This window comes from Adhaeribacter arboris, assembly GCF_003023845.1.
In the GTDB taxonomy this organism is placed as follows: domain Bacteria; phylum Bacteroidota; class Bacteroidia; order Cytophagales; family Hymenobacteraceae; genus Adhaeribacter; species Adhaeribacter arboris.
Map to the genome: position 1 here is coordinate 5,725,891 of NZ_PYFT01000001.1, position 18,585 is coordinate 5,744,475.

General features: G+C 40.3%; 11 protein-coding genes. 7 read left to right on the forward strand and 4 right to left on the reverse strand.

Translation table 11 applies throughout. The annotated features are described in order from the left end of the window. Nucleotides 1-166: 166 nt before the first annotated feature. Nucleotides 167-3,169, forward strand: coding sequence for a SusC/RagA family TonB-linked outer membrane protein (locus AHMF7605_RS23290; RefSeq protein ID WP_106933586.1), 3,003 nt, complete (start codon nt 167-169; stop codon nt 3,167-3,169). A 36-nt stretch (nt 3,170-3,205) separates the two neighbouring features. Further along, a complete protein-coding gene (locus AHMF7605_RS23295) occupies nt 3,206-4,651 on the forward strand; it encodes a RagB/SusD family nutrient uptake outer membrane protein (protein WP_233219230.1) in 1,446 nt (481 codons plus the stop codon). Between the two features lie 274 nt (nt 4,652-4,925). Here the strand turns inward: AHMF7605_RS23295 and AHMF7605_RS23300 are convergent, their stop codons facing one another. The 4 genes from AHMF7605_RS23300 to AHMF7605_RS23315 all read right to left on the reverse strand — a co-directional run bounded on the left by AHMF7605_RS23300 (nt 4,926) and on the right by AHMF7605_RS23315 (nt 10,788). Further along, the gene (locus AHMF7605_RS23300; RefSeq protein ID WP_106932390.1) at nt 4,926-5,792 is read right to left on the reverse strand and encodes a DUF2911 domain-containing protein; all 867 of its coding nucleotides are present in this window, start codon (nt 5,790-5,792) and stop codon (nt 4,926-4,928) included. 199 nt (nt 5,793-5,991) lie between these two features. Then, nucleotides 5,992-7,827, reverse strand: coding sequence for an ABC transporter ATP-binding protein (locus AHMF7605_RS23305; RefSeq protein WP_106932391.1), 1,836 nt, complete (start codon nt 7,825-7,827; stop codon nt 5,992-5,994). Nucleotides 7,828-7,957: 130 nt separating this feature from the next. Continuing rightward, nucleotides 7,958-9,427, reverse strand: coding sequence for a sodium:solute symporter (locus tag AHMF7605_RS23310; protein WP_106932392.1), 1,470 nt, complete (start codon nt 9,425-9,427; stop codon nt 7,958-7,960). A 380-nt stretch (nt 9,428-9,807) separates the two neighbouring features. Next, nucleotides 9,808-10,788 carry an MBL fold metallo-hydrolase gene (locus AHMF7605_RS23315; protein ID WP_106932393.1) on the reverse strand — a complete coding sequence of 327 codons (981 nt, stop codon included), beginning with the start codon at nt 10,786-10,788 and terminating at the stop codon, nt 9,808-9,810. Nucleotides 10,789-12,087: 1,299 nt separating this feature from the next. Here AHMF7605_RS23315 and AHMF7605_RS29930 point away from each other — a divergent pair. The 5 genes from AHMF7605_RS29930 (at nt 12,088) to AHMF7605_RS23335 (ending at nt 18,550) form a co-directional block, all read left to right on the forward strand. Continuing rightward, nucleotides 12,088-12,279 carry a hypothetical protein gene (locus AHMF7605_RS29930; protein ID WP_158267599.1) on the forward strand — a complete coding sequence of 64 codons (192 nt, stop codon included), beginning with the start codon at nt 12,088-12,090 and terminating at the stop codon, nt 12,277-12,279. A gap of 115 nt (nt 12,280-12,394) precedes the next feature. After that, the gene (locus tag AHMF7605_RS23320) at nt 12,395-13,612 is read left to right on the forward strand and encodes a serine/threonine protein kinase (protein WP_158267600.1); all 1,218 of its coding nucleotides are present in this window, start codon (nt 12,395-12,397) and stop codon (nt 13,610-13,612) included. 9 nt (nt 13,613-13,621) lie between these two features. Beyond that, a complete protein-coding gene (locus AHMF7605_RS23325) occupies nt 13,622-16,045 on the forward strand; it encodes an ABC transporter transmembrane domain-containing protein (RefSeq protein WP_106932395.1) in 2,424 nt (807 codons plus the stop codon). Then, nucleotides 16,008-17,228 (forward strand): HlyD family secretion protein, encoded by a 1,221-nt coding sequence (locus tag AHMF7605_RS23330; RefSeq protein WP_106932396.1) that lies wholly within the window; start codon nt 16,008-16,010, stop codon nt 17,226-17,228. The genes AHMF7605_RS23325 and AHMF7605_RS23330 overlap by 38 nt, the downstream gene beginning before the upstream one ends. After that, nucleotides 17,225-18,550: a TolC family protein gene (locus tag AHMF7605_RS23335; protein ID WP_106932397.1), complete on the forward strand. Its 1,326-nt coding sequence runs from the start codon at nt 17,225-17,227 to the stop codon at nt 18,548-18,550. The genes AHMF7605_RS23330 and AHMF7605_RS23335 overlap by 4 nt, the downstream gene beginning before the upstream one ends. The last annotated feature ends 35 nt before the right edge of the window (nt 18,551-18,585 follow it).

Below are 18,585 nucleotides of genomic sequence, written 5' to 3' on the forward strand. Positions count from 1 at the left end.
ATAACCCTGAATTTGAAGGTAGTTTTTCTGAATACGGTATGTTCTTAACAATACTGCCCCGAACGCATAAGCCATTTTGATTAAAAAGGTCATAAAGCTTATCAAAAAGGATTTAGTTACTTATATTCGGTAAATTTATTTGACTAATTCGCAAAACAAAAAATTTATGCAAAAAGCTTTATCACTTAGTCTTATTTTTTTAAGCTTTATTCTTCATACGGTGCTGGCTCAAACCAGAACTGTTTCGGGTAAGGTTATCTCTGCTGAGGATGGCTTGGCTTTACCCGGCGTAAGCGTCGTTTTGAAAGGTACCACCGAAGGTACCACTACGCAAAGTGATGGCACCTACACCTTGCCCGTACCGGCTAATGCTACGCTGGTTTTTTCTTTTATCGGCATGAGCACCTTGGAAATACCGGTTGGCCAGAAAACTATTATTGATGCGCAGTTAAGAGCTAATGTTTCGGAGTTAGATGAAGTAGTAGTAGTAGGTTATGGTACGCAAAAGAAAGCCGACTTAACCGGGTCTATCACGAAAGTATCCGCCAAAGAAATAGAAAACCAGCCGGTAAACAGCTTTGAGGCCTCGTTGCAGGGCCGCACGCCGGGAGTATATATTAACTCGGGCGGCGGTAAATTAGGCCAGGGCGTTAACATCCGGGTGCGGGGAGCTGCCTCGGTTTCAGCTAGTAATCAGCCTTTGTACGTGATTGATGGGATTCCGGTAACGTCTACTTCTATTGGAGACCCCACTGCCGAACCGATTAACCCCATGGCAGACATTAACCCGAATGACATAGAATCCATCGAAATTTTAAAAGATGCCGCTGCCGCTGCTATTTATGGTTCGAGAGCCTCGAACGGAGTGGTATTAATTACTACCAAAAAAGGTAAAGTAGGAAAAACAAAGATTGAACTAGGCTATTTTACCGGTATTAGTACGCCCACCCACTTGCGCGATTTTTTAAACGCCACGCAATACAAGGAGCTTTTCACGGAAGCGGCCGAGAACGAAGGCTATAACGCTCAGGAAGAATTTGAACTGGAAGGTTTAATGGATATTAACTCCCCGTATAACTCCGATTGGAACGACGAAGCCTTTCAGCGCGGCAGCATAACGCAATATACCGTATCGGCCACTGGTGGCGATGCTAAAACCCGCTTTTACATCAGCGGTACTCAAAACAAACAAAAAGGTATTATTGTAGGCAACGAGTTTGAGCGCAGCACCGGTCGCATCAACCTGGATCATTCCGTTAACAGCAAACTTAAAATTGGTACCAACATATCTTTAATCCGGAGTATCAATAACCGGATTGCCGACGATAACGAGTTTTCGAACCCGGTGCAGTTAAATGCGCTTTCGCCGCTGGAGCCCATCCGTGACCCCACTACCGGTAAATTAAACGCCGACATGTTGTACTATAATGCGCTGATTGACGTGGAAAGCGCCTCTAACGTAGCCACTACCTACCGCACCATCAGTAACTTGTACGGTTCTTACGATTTCACGCCTTCCTTAACCTTCCGGTCGGAATACGGACTAGATTTATTGAGTCTGGAAGAAGAACGCTACAATGGCCGCGAAACTTTAGATGGCGGCCCCGCGGGTTTGGGTTCTTACCGTTACTCTCGCTCCCTGAACTATACGACCAATAACACGCTTACTTTTCATAAAGAAGTGAACGAAACCCATAGTTTGGAAGCTTTGTTAGGCTTTAGTTTTCAGGAAGCCACTATTACTGGTTTTTACGTGCAAGGCCAGGGTTTCCCGAACGATAATTATAAAAAACTCGTTAGTGCCGCCAAATTAATTGCCGGTTCCTCTACGCAAACCGGTTATTCTTTCTTATCTTATTTTACCCGGGCCAATTACAAATTTAATAATCGTTACCTGTTCTCGGCTTCAGCGCGGGTAGACGGTTCTTCCCGGTTTGGCCAGAATAACCGGTATGGTTTCTTCCCGGCCGGTTCCGTAGGCTGGATTATCTCGGAAGAAGATTTTCTGCCGAATAAAAATGCCATCAGCTTCCTGAAAATACGTTCCAGCATTGGGGTAACCGGTAATTCCGAAATTAATAACTTTCAATCTCGTGGCTTGTATAACGCCAGTTTCTACGCCGACCAAGCGGGTATCGTACCTTTTAATTTACCTAGCCCGGATTTGCGCTGGGAAAAAACCACTCAGTTTGATTTAGGTTTGGACTATGGCTTCTTAAACGATCGTATTTCCGGTGAAATAGATTTTTATATCAAAAACACCAAAGATTTGCTCCTTGACCTACCTTTACCCGCTACAAATGGCTTTACCACCATTACCCGCAACATTGGTACGCTGAAAAACAAGGGTATCGAGTTTGTGCTGAACACCGAAAATATTCGTAGCGAAAGCGGTTTTAGCTGGAAATCGTCTTTTAATATTTCGCGCAATGTCAACAAAGTAGTAAACATGAACGGAGCGGAAATTAACGGAGGGGGCCGTACCATTGGCCGTATTGCCGAAGGTGAGCCACTGGGCTATTTTTACGCTCCTAAATACGCCGGGGTGGACCCCGCTAACGGCGATGCTCTTTATTACACCGAAGAGGGCTCCACTACAAACGATTATGCCCTGGCTTTCCGCCAGAAAGTAGGTAATCCAAATCCTAAATTTATCAGTGGCTTCGAGAATATTTTTTCTTATAAAGGAATTGACTTAAGTATTTTGTTACAGGGTGTTTACGGGAATGATGTTTACAATATTGCCGGCTTGTTCCAATCGGTAAACGGCGATTATTTCGATAATCAAACCGTAGACCAAATGAAACGCTGGCGTAATCCCGGCGATGTAACGGATGTACCCCAGGCCCGTTTATACGCCGGTAATGGTACGGGTGTATCGTCGCGGTGGGTGCAGGATGGTTCTTTCTTGCGGGTAAAAAACGTAAGCCTCGGGTATAATTTACCCACCAGTTTCATAAACAAAGCCCGGCTTAGCTCAGCGCGGGTATACTTGGCCGCTCAGAACTTATTCACCTTTACCGACTATACCGGTTACGACCCCGAAGTAAACAATACGAATTTCGGCGGCACCGACCTGGCCAGCCGCACCAACGTGAATATAGGCCACGATTTTTATACGCCGCCGCAAGCCAGAACCATCACTTTTGGTGTGAACATCGGCTTTTAATTCCATCTATATTCAGCATAATTCAAAAAAGAAATCATGACTAAAAAATATATTTTACAATTAGCATTGGGTGGAATGCTGGCTTTAACAGCTGCCTCTTGCAACGACCGCTTAGATATAGAGCCGCAAGATTCAGTAGATGTAACCAAAGCTCTCACTACTTCCGGGGACGTTGAGAGTGCGGTGATCGGCATGTACTCCTTATTAGGCACCCCCGAATTATACGGTACTAACTTAAATCTGCTGCCGGAACTGCTTGCTTCGGATAATTACATAAGTTGGCAAGGCACTTTTGCCAGTTACCGTACCTTAGCCCGGCATACTTTAGATGCCACTAACGCCGAGGCCAGCCGGACCTGGATTTCCGGGTTCGAGGCCATCAACCTGGCCAATACGGTTATTAAAGCATTGCCGGTAGTAGATGCTGATTTAAAAGCACAGCTAGAAGGCGAAGCTTTGTTTGTGCGTGGAATTATGCATTTTGAATTAGTACGGTTGTACGCGCAAAATTACGAACCCGGTGGGGCTAATACCCAGTTGGGAGTTCCGATTGCGTTACAAAGCGCAGCTAACGAAGCGGAAGCTGCCGTAACTCAACCCCGGGCTACCGTAGCGGAAGTATACCAACAAGTAATAGCTGATTTAATTAAAGCCGAAAGTTTGTTACCGGAAAGCTCAGATAGAAATATTCGGGCTACCAAATACGTTGCTTCGGCCTTTTTGGCGCGGGTATATTTACAGCAAGGCGATTATGCGAAAGCTTTGGAGAAAGCCAACAGCGTTATCGCGAGCGGTAATTATAATTTAAACCCCATTGTATCTTTAGCGTTTAGGAACCGCAATACTGCCGAATCTATTTTTGAAATTCAGCAGAACGACCAAAATAACGCCGGTAATTCGAATGATGGTTTAACTACCTTTTACGCCAGTTTACCTGGTAATATTGGTCGCGGCGACGTCCGGATTTTAGGGGAGGACGACATTCCGCAAAATGAATTTGGGGTTACTACCTTGTACCAGCAATTTGAGCCTAATGATACGCGCTTAACCGATTTAATCTATGAGGGAACAGGTGCCCGGCCGGGCCGCTTACGCAACGGGAAATACACCGAGTTTGGCGCGAATATTCCCGTTGTACGGCTAGCTGAAATGTACTTGATTCGGGCCGAAGCTAATTTCCGGTTAGGAAGCGGCGTTGGCGCCGAGCCTCTGGAAGATATTAACTTAATCCGAAACCGAGCTAAAGCAACGCCGCTGACTACGGTAACCTTAGAAGATATTTTACTGGAGCGCCAGTTCGAACTGGCATACGAAGGTTTCCGGGTGCATGACCTGAAACGTACCCAGGGCCAACTTTTAGTATTGGATAACGATGGTTTGATTGAAGAAACTATTAGTTACGACGATCCCATCTTAGTATTACCTATTCCGCAACGCGAAATGGACGCCAACAAATTATTGGTGCAAAACGAAGGATATTAGTTAAAGTAGGTGTTAGTTGATCTTTATTAGTTGTTAGAATAGTTGATTATGGTGATTAATGAGTTAACTTAAATAGTAATCTAAACTATTTTCGCTCAATTACTTACTTTAAACGCTATTTAATGATTACAAAAGAAAAGCCGCTGAATAAATCAGCGGCTTTTCTTTTTAAAGAATTGTAAATTTTATAAATAAAACAAAAAATAGTAGTGTGAGGAAGGAGAAATAACCGCTTAGTTAAATGTATTTAAACCTAAAACGTATAACCTAAAACCTATTTTGCTTTCGCCCACTCCGCAATAACTTGCTCGTTCATTCGAACGTAGTCGTCGTTTTTAGCCGCTTTTGCCAGTTCAATGGATTTTTGAGCAGAAGCGGTGGCACCTTTAAAATCTTTGGCCCGCGCCTGAATTTTAGCCTGGGTGTGCATATTCCAGAACTTCGGGTCTTTTTCGTTGGCTTTCTTAATCCATTGTAAGGCCAAGTTATTATCCTTGTTGTTTTCGTAGTAGTAACTAGCGGCCGCGGCGTACATGTCGGCGCTTACATTCTGGCCATTTACCACCTGCTCCTGAATCTGCTTCATTACTTTGCCTTCTACTTCGGTTACTACTTTAAATTTAACCGAGGTATTTTCCCAGAGTAATTCTACGTTGGCGGTAGCTGGAGTAAGATCAGAGAAATTAATGGTAAAAGTTTCTGTTCTATTGGTCAACCTTATTGGTTTTACAGTAAAACGCGTAACGTCTTCGGTGGTTTTATAGTCATCGGTATTGCCGCCAAGAGTTAAATTTTTGTTTAATATTATTGTCCATTCATTTTCGTTCGGAATGGTATAAAGCGCGTACTCACCGGCTGGTACTTTGTTGCCTTGTACGGTTACATCGTCTTTAAAAGTAATTTTAGTAGTAGCATTCGCTCCGGTACGCCAAGCCTTGCCATAAGGTAGAGTGCCACCAAAAATTTTCCGTCCTTTTACGCTGGGGCGGGAATATTCTATAGAAACAGTAGTAAGGCCAACCCGTTGGGTAACAGAACCTTGCGGGCTTGGCTGCGGAGTTTCTAATTGAGCAAAAGTAACGCTGGTAGAAAGAAAATAAGCTAATACAATAGCTATACTACCCGTAAATAATTTTTTCATATAACAGATTTAGATTTTAAAAAATAAAAGATAACTGTAAAAATAAGAAAAATCAGCTATCCAGCCGAAGCGTTTCCGGAAAGTATACCGCCAAACTTAAAAATAACGAGATAAAAAAATAATCACCTCCATCCCTCTTTGTCAAAATAAAAGAGGAAGGGAGATGATTATTATTACTCTAGAAAATAAAATAAGCAGATTAACTTAATTCAAACTGAAGCCGGAGCAAATTGGCATATAAGCCATTTTCGTTCAGCGATAACTCTTCGTGGGTGCCTTGCTCTACAATCTGGCCGTTTTCAATGACCAGAATTTTATCTGCTTTGCGAATGGTAGATAAACGATGCGCAATAATAATGCTGGTACGGCCTTTCATCAATTCGTCCATTGCTTGCTGTACCAACTTTTCCGACTCGGAATCTAAAGAACTAGTCGCTTCGTCAAGAATAAGGATGGCCGGATTTCTTAAAATTGCCCGGGCAATGGCCACTCGTTGGCGCTGCCCACCCGATAATTTAATACCACGTTCTCCTACTACCGTATCTAGTTTTTCGGGGAATGACTGAATAAATTGATAGGCGTTCGCTTTTTTCGCGGCCAGTATAATTTCGTCTTCCGTAGCATCTGGCTTGCCATAGGCAATGTTTTCGCGGATGGTGCCGCCAAATAACAGCACTTCTTGCGGTACAATACCTATATTTTGGCGCAGTTCGGTTAAGTTTAACGCATTTATATCTTGCCCGTCAATGCATATTTGTCCGCCTTTTAAATTATAAAACTTCATGAGCAAAGCCACAATGGTAGATTTACCGGCCCCACTAGGTCCAACTAAAGCAACTTTTTCACCGGACTGAATCTGAAAGGAAATATCTTTAAGGACAGCAATATCGGGGCGGGTAGGATAGGAAAAAGCGACCTGGTCGTATTCAATGTTGCCGTGCACTTTTAAAGTATTGCCCGAACGATTAGTTAGGTTGGTAGGCTCTTCCGGCTCGTCCAGTATTTCCAGCACGCGGTCGGCGGCTCCCAAGGATGTTTGTACTTTGCCGTACATATCGCCTAAGCCTCCTACCGAAGCGCCAATAAACGTAGTGTAAATGATAAATTGTACTAATTGCCCAATGGTTAACTCACCGCTTTCTACTAACGAAGCCCCGAACCAAAGCACCAGAATAATACCTCCAAAAAGCCCGATAATAATAAACGACACAAAAGCGCCCCGGAAGTACGAAGCTTTCAAAGCGTTTTTAACTGCATTAGACAAGGAACGGTTATAACGGCCAATCTCGAATAACTCGTTCGTAAAGGCTTTAACCACATTAATGGCTTGCAGCGTTTCTTCCACGATTACGTTGGTTTTGCCTATTTCTTCCTGAGTAGCTTTCGATAATTTTTTAATCCGTTTCCCGAATACAAAAGCCAATAATACTAAAACCGGAAAGGTACCCAACATAAACAAGGAAAGCTTCACCGAAGTAACCATAATAATAGCTACCCCCACAATAAGCGTAACCAGTTGGCGGAATAATTCGGCCAGCGTAATGGAAAATGTATCCTGTAATTGCGATACATCGGAAGTAATCCGGCTGGTAATTTCGCCAACCCGTTTCTGTTCAAAAAACGGAATGGGCAATACTACAAATTTAGCGTACAAAGCCCGCCGGATGTCGGCTACGGCAAATTCACTTACCTGGGAAAAAAAGAAAATCCGGAAGAAAGAAAATAATCCTTGTAAAACAATTACCCCGAATAAACCCAAAGAGATCAGGTTGATATTTTTCAGGAAAGCAATGCCTTTCCCCGTAGCGGCTCCCGTAGCCGAATCGACTAACTGGCCCGTAAGTGCCGGAAATACCATAAACGTGGTACTCGATAAAGCTAGAAATACTAGGCCGATAATGAATTTAACTTTGTAAGGAAGGGTGTATTTAAAAATACGAAACCCTTTTTGGAAGCTTTCTTTTGTAAGAGGTTTTTTGCCGGAGGTTAAGTCGTCTGCACTAGAAGTTCTGCCCCCGAATCCGCGTTTCGCCATTAAAAATTAGTCTGCTGGTAGTGTTTTTATATAAACACGAATTTTGTGAAAATCGTTTGTAAAGGTAGGTATTCTTAATTATTTACCCTGATTTTTATGATTGGAAATGTTAGTAAATAGGTATTATAAATTAACCCGCCGCTGGTTCCAACTCCTCCACCTTTGGTCGGGAAATAGCTAATAAGCCCAGAATGGTAATAAAGCCATTTAACATTAAAATTTCAAATCCAAACTCATATCCCCAGAACCATTCTTTGGAGTTTATGTTAATAATATAAGTAAGAATCGGCGATAGAAAACAAACAATCGGCACCCATCTATCTTGCAAATTGCGGCGGATGAACAAGCCGAAAGCATATAAACCCAGCAAAGGTCCGTAGGTGTAACCCGCAATTTTAAAAACGGCGGTTACCACGCTCTCGTCGTTTATTAATTTAAAAATAAGAATAACGAGCATGAGCAACAGCGAAAACCCAATGTGCACGTAAAATTTCAGGCGTTGCCGTTCGGTTTCGGGGCGGTTTTTAAAATCCAGAAAATCTACGCAGAATGAAGTAGTTAGGGCGGTAAGGGCGGAGTCGGCGCTGGCGTAGGTAATTGCCACAATGCCTAAAATAAAAGCTATGGCCGCAAAAGCCGGAAAATAATTTAGCGCCAGAAACGGAAATACATCGTCGCCTTTACCAGGTAAGTTTATACCTTTCGCTTGCGCAAAAATGTAAAGCAAAGCGCCTAAGGATAAAAATAAAATATTTACTAATACCAGAATAATGCTGAAAGTAAACATGTTTTTCTGCGCTTCGCCGAGGTTTTTACAGCTCAAATTTTTCTGCATCATGTCCTGGTCCAGCCCGGTCATTACAATGGTGATAAAAGCGCCGGAGAAAAACTGCTTTAGAAAATAGCGGCTATCTTTTACGTCCCAGAAAAATACTTTGGAAAAGCTGCTTTCTTCCACGGTTTTTACCAAACCTTGAAACGATAAATTCAGCTCATCGGAAATTAAAATAATACTGGCTCCCACGCATATTAGCATGGCTAAGGTCTGGAAAGTATCAGTCCAGATAATGGTTTTCATGCCCCCCCGAAACGTATACACCCAAATAAGCGCAATGGTAATAAATACCGATACGGTAAATGGTACGCCTAAAGCATCGAAAACCGCTAACTGCAATACCCCGGCCACCACGTACAAGCGCAGAGCGGCCCCAATAGTACGGGCCAGCAAAAAGAAAAACGCCCCGGTTTTATACGACCAATAGCCAAAGCGCTGCTCTAAATAGGCATAAATAGAAATTAAATTTAAACGGTAATACAAAGGCATTAAAATAGTAGCAATAACCAAGTAGCCCAATAAATACCCAAAAACAAATTGCAGGTACGAAAACTCGGCCTTATTTACCATGCCCGGAATAGAAATAAAAGTAACTCCAGATAGCGAAGTACCAATCATCCCGAAGGCTACCACAAACCACGGCGACTTCCGGTTAGCCAGGAAAAAAGAATCGGTATTATCGGATTTACTGCTGGTAAGGAAAGAAATCAGAATTAATATGCAAAAATAAGCCGCAATAATGCTAATGATAATAATCGGCGACATAAGAAGTGTATCAGTTACAGGTTGCAGGTTGCAAGTTACAGGTTATTTTGGTTGGAAGGTTGGAAAGTTGAAAGGTTGAAAAGTTAAAATAAATGTTTCTAAGGCGAGCGTCTTCGCTGATGTTGCTTATTGCCGTCCTCTAGCTGAAGATTTTTGGGGATTTGCAACTGCTGATGATTGAATAACTTACATACTCATAGCTTGTGTCTATTGGGTTGCCCGGCCGGAGGCCTTTCAGATAGTAGACACGAGTGGAGACGCTCGCGCCAGCAGTAGAATGGTTAATAGCGGTCCAAAGTATGACCCCGCAACCTTTCAACTTTCTAACCTTCTAACTTTTCAACCCTAATAACTTGCAACCTGAAACCTGTAACCTGCAACTATAAAAGTACTCGTTCCCCCACCGCCGGAATCTTTAGTTTACCGTGCAATTTACCGGCGGCAGCTAATTCCTGCATCCATCTTATTGGTTCGCCGGCCGGCTCATCCGAAAGATCGAAAGTGCCGTAGTGCATCGGGATAAAAGTTTTAGCGCCTAAATCGTTAAAGGCTTGCACTGCTTCCGGCGGATTCATGTGGCTGAGTTGCATCATGTAGGGTGGTTTATAAGCCCCAATGGGTAAGATGGCTATATCCGGAGGTCCAAATAAATCTTTAATTTCAACAAAGTGTTTTTCGTAAGCGCTATCGCCGCCAAAATAAATAAGGTTAGAAGTAGTTTTAAATAAAAAGCTTCCCCATAAAATTTTGTTCATATCGGTTAAACCCCGGCGGTGCCAATGCGCAGCGGGTAAATAATAGACGGCTATTCCCAAATTTTCCGGAAGGCTGTATTGCTGGTACCAGCCCGCTTCCTGGTACGTAATGCCGGGTGCCATTTGGTGCAGCAACGGACCCATCGCCAACGGAATGAGTGCTTTTACTTGCGGGTTATTTTGTACAACGGTTTGGATAGATTTTTCATCGAGATGGTCGCGATGGCCGTGCGAGAGCGCCAGGTAATCAATATGGCGGATATCACTCAGGGAGCAAGGTAACGGATGCCGTCTCCGGAGAAAAGGCGAATCTACCAATACCGGATCCAGGAGAAAAGAAACGCCATTTAATTGCAGTAAAAAAGAAGCGTGGCCTAACCACACCAGCAAATCGTGATTGCAAGTAAATAGTTGGGCATCCGGAATGACCGCCGGAACATAATTATCTTTTTCTTTTTCTTCTTTTTGCGGATTGCGGGATAGCTGCCATTTTATAACAGTTTTGAAAGAAGGAGTATACAATTCTTCGCCGTTAGCAAATTGGCCGTTAATTACTTTATTACCCGGAAAATTAGGTTTAACAGTTTTTAAGTGCTCGTTGCGCAAATAACGGGGGGCGTAGGGGAATTACTCACGAATAATTGGCTGCTGAATTTAAGGGTTAATGATAAACTTTCCTGCTTAAAATTTAATACGAATAATTAATAATTTTGTGCTTGAAGGTTTTAGGTTCGTTGTGCAACTAATAATTACGGCATTTTAAACGATCGTACCTATCAAACTTACTTAGATTCTAATTCTTAAGCACAGCTATTTTACGGATTAATAATTAAAATAATCCAGAATAGGAGAGGTAAATAGGACTTATCAGGCATTTTTAACCAATTCTTTCCCGCTCTGAATAAAGTAGATTTTGATATAGTAAAAACACATATTTATTCGGGGAAACAAGCTTTTACTATTTCATTTATTTCAAGTTCAAATGTTAAATAATTGTTAATAAAATTCGATAAAATACTTGTAATTTGAAATAAATAATTTTACATTAGTTGCCACAAAGGCAAAATTTTAATCTAATAATACAATTCGACTATTTAGTTAGCTTATTGAGCAACAGGCAATAAGAGATTTTACAAGCGTAAAGGAGTTAATTTAATTTTAAATATTAAATTAAATGTAGATGAGAGTTACTTAGTTAATGTACTTAAGCTACTAAGCTACTTAAATACCCTAACCATTATTTATTGTTGCCCTGTTTTAGCACGTTATCTATCAATAGCGGGCTATACGGCAGAGGATAGACGGCTAAATAATTCATTTAGCTGCTTAATCATCTGTTTTGTGTTTATATGCTTTTAAATACTACCTCTTTGCCAAATTAATTCTGCTGGCAAAATCTAACTTTTTACTAGCTAATAGATTGATATGACTCTAATTAAAGTTTCATAGAAGCTGAAAATACGTTCATTTCAAACTGTGTAGTGTAGCTAATATTAACTCATACGCTCTTAAAATTAAGAGTATTAAAATAATTATGTCTGTATTGTAAATATTGCTAAGCTAAGTTCTATAAATTGTTTGTACAATTCTGTACTACTATAAAATCCTGCTATGCCAGAAATTTGGTGAAGGAATAACTATATGTAAAAGTAAACTTTTATTTATTAAAATTATATTTTTTAACAGAATATTAACAAATCGTTAAAGTTTGTATTTGACTAAAGTGTTTTATTAAATAGCATTATGCTTATAAAAGCATAATGGGTAAGAGAGGTATGCATTTATTGTACGAAAACCATAAGCTATTTGGGAATTTAAAAATATTCAGTACCGCGGACTGATAGGGAGAAGGCGAAAACCCTAGCAACAGAGTAGCCTATTTTTCATTTTTTAAAGTTTACAATCATGATTACTTTAGAAAAAGTTCTGACCGAACTAAAAGGAGAATCACTTAACGAAATTATTGCCGGTACTAGAAAAAAATGGTGTAAGAAGAAAAAACATCATTACACCACTCATGGTAGTACTACCCGCACTACCAGAAAATGTACTACAACCAGTACAACTACTAAAAAATGTTATAAGAAGCCAGTTTAATAACGTTAAGCTAGTATTTACAAGAAGTTTATTCTTTAAATATTTAACTTATTTAAGAGTGGAGCACTTTGCTCCACTCTTAAATTACTCTAGTCTTTATAAAAATAACTCAATCATGGTAAAGTACCGATTAGCCAATAGTATAAGTATTATTAATCCTGCTGATTCTCCGGAGGATAGCGACCTGCCGGTAGAATATCAGCATGGCAATTACATCCTGATGGATGATGCCCGGGAAAAAGAGTTCTTAATTAATGAAACGGTAAAATACTTTATCGATAAGTTTAATTCTCCTAAAACCCAAGCCGAAGTATTGCAGGAGGTTGCCTTAGATGTGCAAAGTGATGTAAAGCAAATTGAAAAGAAATGCACGGCATTTTTTAAGTTTTTGTGCAAAAGAAAGATTGTGGTTCCCGAGGATTGGGAAGAACCGATTGCCAGCAGCGAACCTTATTTTAAAATAGGGGACGCCATGGGAGACTGGCAAATTTCCGAGATAATCGCCGATAAAAAGTACATGGATATATACCTAGCCCTTCATAAAACCAAGCTTATCCAATGTGTAATTAAGTTGCTGAACGTAAGGAAAATAGCGGATGAAGGAAGGTATTCGGATGAGTTATTGGACTTAAAGCACGAATATAGCATGCTGCAGCGATGCCAGCACATACCTTTTATCGGGCAGGCTTATGCTTTCTCCGAATCTGACCCGGAAGGAGCATATATCGTTCTGGAATATATTAAGGGAAAACCTTTATCTAAGTTTTTAAAGCAAACCGAAAATATAACCGAATCCGACTGCTATTCTATTAGTAAGGATATACTGCAGGGTTTTGCCTTATTACACGAAACAAACCTCATTCACGGCGATATTCATCCTTCTAATATTATGGTGGATGAAGACCGGAACGTGAAAATTATTGACTTAGGTCTATCTATTGAGGTAAATATAGAACAAGACGAATTAGTGAAATTTGGTGGCGTAATTTATTACATGCCGCCGGAGCGAATTAATATTTCGAGTGTAACTAAGTTTTCCAGAGAACCAGATTTTTATTCGGATGTGTACCAATTGGGTCTTATTCTCTATTATATTTTTTATAGAAAAGAGCCATTCGATGGGTTTATCTGGGAAGAACTCTCCACAAATATTAAAAAAAGCACAGTAGAATATCCGACTCTTTCCTTCTTGAATTTTCCGGTACCGGCAAAAATTATTCAAATAATAGCTAAATGCCTGCAAAAGAAACCAATAAAACGGTATGCTAATGCCGCAGCTCTGTTGAATGATTTTAAAAAGGTGGTATTCGAAACTCCTGCTTTCACTTCTTAAGTTAGTCGTATGCACAGCGATATCGAGCAACAACTAAAGCATAACGATTGCGGCATTAGTGCAGTTAAAATTATTTATAACCTGCACAACATTCATATTAATCGAAATTACTTAGAAGAAAATATATACGTTACCGAAAATGGGTCCAGCCTGCACGATATAAAAGATTTTTTTGACAAACAGCATTTTCAGGCGGAATTTAACTTGCTGGATTTAAATAGCTTAAAGTTCAACAGTGATAAATTAAAAACTTTAGTTCCCTGCATTTTACCGGTTAAAAATACCCAGGGGTTGCATTATGTGGTTATAAAAGGCTTCCGGAAAAATAAGCTGCAGATTCTGGACCCGGGCATCGGGCAATCTTACCTCTGGACTCTATCGGAGTTAATGAACAACGCTTATACCGCTACTGCTAATTACGATTATGTCAGCAACAGCAAAGTACTGCAGCAAATTATCCGGGAAGAACTTACGGCTTATCAAATTAATCCGGAAGAAGTAGAAGTTCAGAACGAGGGAGATGTTATCAATAAACTTACTTATTTTTCTTATTTAAAAGAAAACTTTGGTTTTGCGGATAGTACCGCCGAGAAAAATTTTTTAATTGATTTGCTCTTTAATCAGGAGCTGAGTGTATTGCCCAAGCAATTCCGGACTTTAAAATTACGGGAAGCGGTTTTGCGTATTACGGCCCCGGTGGTACTAACCGTTAAAAAAACCGAAGAAGTACAGTTGCCAAGCGCTAATACTGCAGCTCAGGAAAAGCCCATTAACCCTTACCGCCGGTTATTTAAGGAACTAAAACCTTACCATAAACTTTGGGGCATTTACATTGCTACGGCCATATTTGCGGCCATGCTGGGGCAGCTTACCATTTTCAGCAGCCAGATCCTAATTGATTACGTTCTGCCTGACTATAATATGAGTTTGATGATTTTATTTGCTCTAGGTTTAGGCCTCTTTAAAGTATTTAATCTGGTGTTGTCGCTCTATAAAAGCTTTATTTCTATTCACCTGGCCAATATTCTGGATAATTTTTTCCTAACCTCTTTTATCGAAAAACTTAATACATATTCCATCCGGTACATTCATACGTTTAGTCGCGGTGATTTAACCGAACGCATCCAGGACAGCCTGAAGCTTAAGACTTTTTTTATGCGGTTTTTTACCGGCATCCTCATCGATTCCTTTATTACGGTGTATTCCCTTATTGTATTATTTATTCTCGATTTTAAGATTACGTTTATTGTTGTAGGTATTTTAGTAATTTTTATTGTTTGGTTTTTTCTGATTACGCCCTACATCCGCGAGAACGAGAACCGCCGGTTCCTGGAAAAATCAAATTTGTTTTCTTCTCTTTTTGAAAATTTCGATGGCCTGCAGGTTATCAAATCTTTCAGGTTAGAAGGTTTATTTATGCAGCGCTTAGGACCCCGGATAAAAAATATATTGGCTATACAGCGTCGGGTAAAATACGTGAGTTTAGTTAATTCTGGTGTTATTAATTTTATCATGATTATTGCCAGTATTCTTATTCTGGTGTTTCTTTCTCAGAATGCCATTACTTCCCGTTCTATTTCTATGGGGCAAGTCATTACCTTTATTGCTTTCTCCTCCCAGGTATTTTCTTCGGTAAGCAGTTTGTTGGATCAGAACTTAGACATTCAGGAAAACCAGATTATTTTATCCCGTTATTTCGATTTTGGCAGCAAAGAGGCTCAGGCCGCGGCCGCTACCCGGCATAGTAAAATCAGAAGCGTAGAAATTCAAACGGTTACTTTCCGGAATGTAGGTTTCTATTATATTCCGCAACGCCCGGTTTTTTCAAACTTAAATATTGTTATAAATAAAGGAGAAATTATTAAGCTTGAGGGAAGTAATGGCGCTGGCAAAAGCACTTTCTGCAAATTATTATCGTTGCTGTACACCCCCGACGAAGGAGAAATCCTGATAAATAACGAAAAATATTCGTTTTATAATCCAAGCTCTTTACGCAAAAAAATACTACTGGTCAGCAACGAAGATATTGTATTCAATGATACGCTGGGCTATAATATGGCTTTTTCGTATTCGGCCAGTACCTCCAAAATTTTAGACTTAGCGAAAGGAATAGGATTATACGATTTTATAGCCGAAAAAGCCGAAGGTCTTGATTTTGTGATCAATGAACAAGGTCGCAACTTATCTACGGGCCAGCGAAAAAAGATACTGATGATGCGGGCCTTTTTATCTGAAGCAGAGCTCATTATTTTAGATGAAACCTTATCCGGAATTGATGTGGAATCCAAAGAAAAAATAGAAAACTACATTAATAGCCAGACGAACCGTTCCTTCATCATTATATCGCACGAGCCGCTTTATCATATACGATTTACAAATACTTTAATCATGCAAAATGGAAGCATTGAGCAACTACAATATCAAGGAGTATAATTTTACCATTTGGTTTTTCCGGTTGCTGATGGCCATAGCGGCTACGCTTATTCTGCTGGTTTTTGCTTTGCAGATAAACGATGCCGTAGCTATAAGAGAAGGCGAAATAATTGCCACCAATCCGCAATCGGATTACAAAGCGCCATTTGAAGCGCAAATTGTAAAAATTAATGTGAAGGAAGGGCAGCCGGTTAAAGCAGGCGATACGCTGCTCATAATGCAAAACCTGGATTTTCTGGAGCAACAGGCTAAAACCAGCACCGAAATGGAATACCTGCAAAAGAAAATTGAATCTACCTCGGTCCTCCTGGATGCGGTGCAAAAAAAGCAAGCGGCCAATGAGCAAACCAGAGCCATCAGTGCTAAAAAATACCGATTAGATATTAGCCGGCTTACCGCTGAACTGAAAACCTTGGAGGAGCAACACGGCTTACAGAAAGAACGCTTGGCTTCGGCGCAAGAAAAATACCTAGGCGATGCGGTATTGTTTAAAAAAGATATGCTCAGTAAGTATGAATATAATTCTACGAAAGATGCTTTCCTGGCTTTAAAAGAAAATTTAACCAACCTGAAAAGTGAACGAAACAAGTTGCTGGCGGAAAAAAGTTTGGCTTACAACAACTTTACAAATGAGCAAAACAACCTTTTGTTGAATAAACTGCAACTAGACGAAAATACCCAGGAACTACTGCAAACCAAAAACGATTTGGAAGGCCAACTGCTGCAAGCTAAAGAAACGCTGCATAAAGTAGATACCGAGCTAAAAAAGCAGTACGTAGTTGCCACCAACGCCGGCATTGTTAATTATTTATTTAGTACGAAGCTAGCCAGTAATTTAATTTCCCGAGGCGATTTACTCGTGAGCATTGCTCCTACTACTATTTCGTATTACGCCAAAGTTATTGTGCCCGAAAGAGATATGCCTTACGTGAAAGCGGGCCAGGAAGCGCGCCTGAAACTGGATGCTTATTACCATTTAGAGTACGGTATGATCCGGGGCAAAGTCCTTTATTTAGCCGAAAGAAAAGAAAGTGAAAAGTTTTATGCCTTAGTGCAATTGCTGCAAACCAATCGGTACAAGTTAAAGTCCGGTTATACTATTCACGGCGAAATAGTAGTGCAGCGGCTACCTTTGTATAAGTTTTTCATCAAAAAAATATTTAAACGATTCGATAAGGTATGAGGCGCTTTTTGGTTTTTCTGCCGTTTATGCTTTTCATTCCTTTGTTCTCTTTTGGGCAAAAGCAATATACCCTGGATGATTGCTACCGCATAGCTTTAGAGAACAATACTACCATTAAACGTGCCCAGAACGATATTAATACAAATGCTCTGGACCGGAAAACAGCCCAATACAGTATATTGCCATCTTTGGCTTATTCGGTAAACCATGATTTTTCTTATGGTAAAAATATCGACCCCGTCACCAATGTTTTTGTTCGCGATCGGTTTAGCGGTGGTTCTACCGGGTTGAGTCTTAATCTTGAATTATTTTCGGGATTTAGGAGATTAAATACCATTAAACAAAGTGCCTATAGCTTGCAGGCTGCTAATTATGCCAAAAAAAGAATCGAGCTTGAATTGCTTTCTAACATTACCCAAAGTTATTCCCGGCTTTTACTGGATAAAGAACAGGCTGCCATTGGCCGGAACAATATGCAAACAACTACTAAAACCCTGGTTATTATTAAAGAAAAAATTAAAACCGGCCGACTTACCAAGTACGAACATTATACTTTTAATGCCCGGCTCAACAGCGAAAAGGCTGATTTAATTACTGTACAAAACGATTCGTTAGCTGCTTTGCAAGAGTTAAAACAATTTCTAAATTTTTCCTACAAAGATGAGTTAATTATTGCTTCTATTGATACCACTTTGCTAAAAGATATTTTTAACACGCCTATTAATGCTACAGAATTTATAGAAACGATTTTAAAAACCCATCCTGCCATAAAGGAGGCTCAAATGAACGAACAGGTAGCTCGACTAGGGGTAAAGGTGGCAAAAAGCAGTTTGTTACCTTCTCTTTCGGCTGGAGCAGGTATTGCTTCGAATTATAACAGCAATGAGACAATAACGGATGGTAGCACCATGCCCTTAAATAAGCAGTTGAATAATAACTTGGGTCAGAATATAGGTATTAACCTGGATGTTCCCCTTTTTTCTAAAAAGGAGTTTGTTAACAGCGTAAAAAAAGAAAAGATAAACGTTTCGAATGCGCAACTGGCTACTAAAGAAGCGGAGAACACGGTGATTAGTAACACCTTGCAGCTAATAAATGAATTTAATTCGGCTAAGCAAAAATATAAGGCTACGCTGGCGGCCTGGCAACAAAACAATTTGTCGTATAATCTTTACGCCGAAAAATATAAACTAGGCCAAATCAGTTCGGTGGAGCTATTAACGGCTCGCGATATTTTGAATGCTTCTGCCGCTACTTACCTGCAATCTAAACTCGAATTGTTTTTTCGGTATCAGCTTTTACTGCTGTTAAAAACTTATTAACACGTAACAACAAAGAACCGGTAAAAAGCTAAGTA

What these genes read in the sequence shown, in the direction of transcription:
- AHMF7605_RS23290 (WP_106933586.1), top strand. Translation starts at nt 167, where the DNA reads ATGCAAAAAGCTTTATCACTTAGTCTTATTTTTTTAAGCTTTATTCTT.
- AHMF7605_RS23295 (WP_233219230.1), top strand. Translation starts at nt 3,206, where the DNA reads ATGACTAAAAAATATATTTTACAATTAGCATTGGGTGGAATGCTGGCT.
- AHMF7605_RS23300 (WP_106932390.1), bottom strand. Translation starts at nt 5,792, where the DNA reads ATGAAAAAATTATTTACGGGTAGTATAGCTATTGTATTAGCTTATTTT.
- AHMF7605_RS23305 (WP_106932391.1), bottom strand. Translation starts at nt 7,827, where the DNA reads ATGGCGAAACGCGGATTCGGGGGCAGAACTTCTAGTGCAGACGACTTA.
- AHMF7605_RS23310 (WP_106932392.1), bottom strand. Translation starts at nt 9,427, where the DNA reads ATGTCGCCGATTATTATCATTAGCATTATTGCGGCTTATTTTTGCATA.
- AHMF7605_RS29930 (WP_158267599.1), top strand. Translation starts at nt 12,088, where the DNA reads ATGATTACTTTAGAAAAAGTTCTGACCGAACTAAAAGGAGAATCACTT.
- AHMF7605_RS23320 (WP_158267600.1), top strand. Translation starts at nt 12,395, where the DNA reads ATGGTAAAGTACCGATTAGCCAATAGTATAAGTATTATTAATCCTGCT.
- AHMF7605_RS23325 (WP_106932395.1), top strand. Translation starts at nt 13,622, where the DNA reads ATGCACAGCGATATCGAGCAACAACTAAAGCATAACGATTGCGGCATT.
- AHMF7605_RS23330 (WP_106932396.1), top strand. Translation starts at nt 16,008, where the DNA reads ATGGAAGCATTGAGCAACTACAATATCAAGGAGTATAATTTTACCATT.
- AHMF7605_RS23335 (WP_106932397.1), top strand. Translation starts at nt 17,225, where the DNA reads ATGAGGCGCTTTTTGGTTTTTCTGCCGTTTATGCTTTTCATTCCTTTG.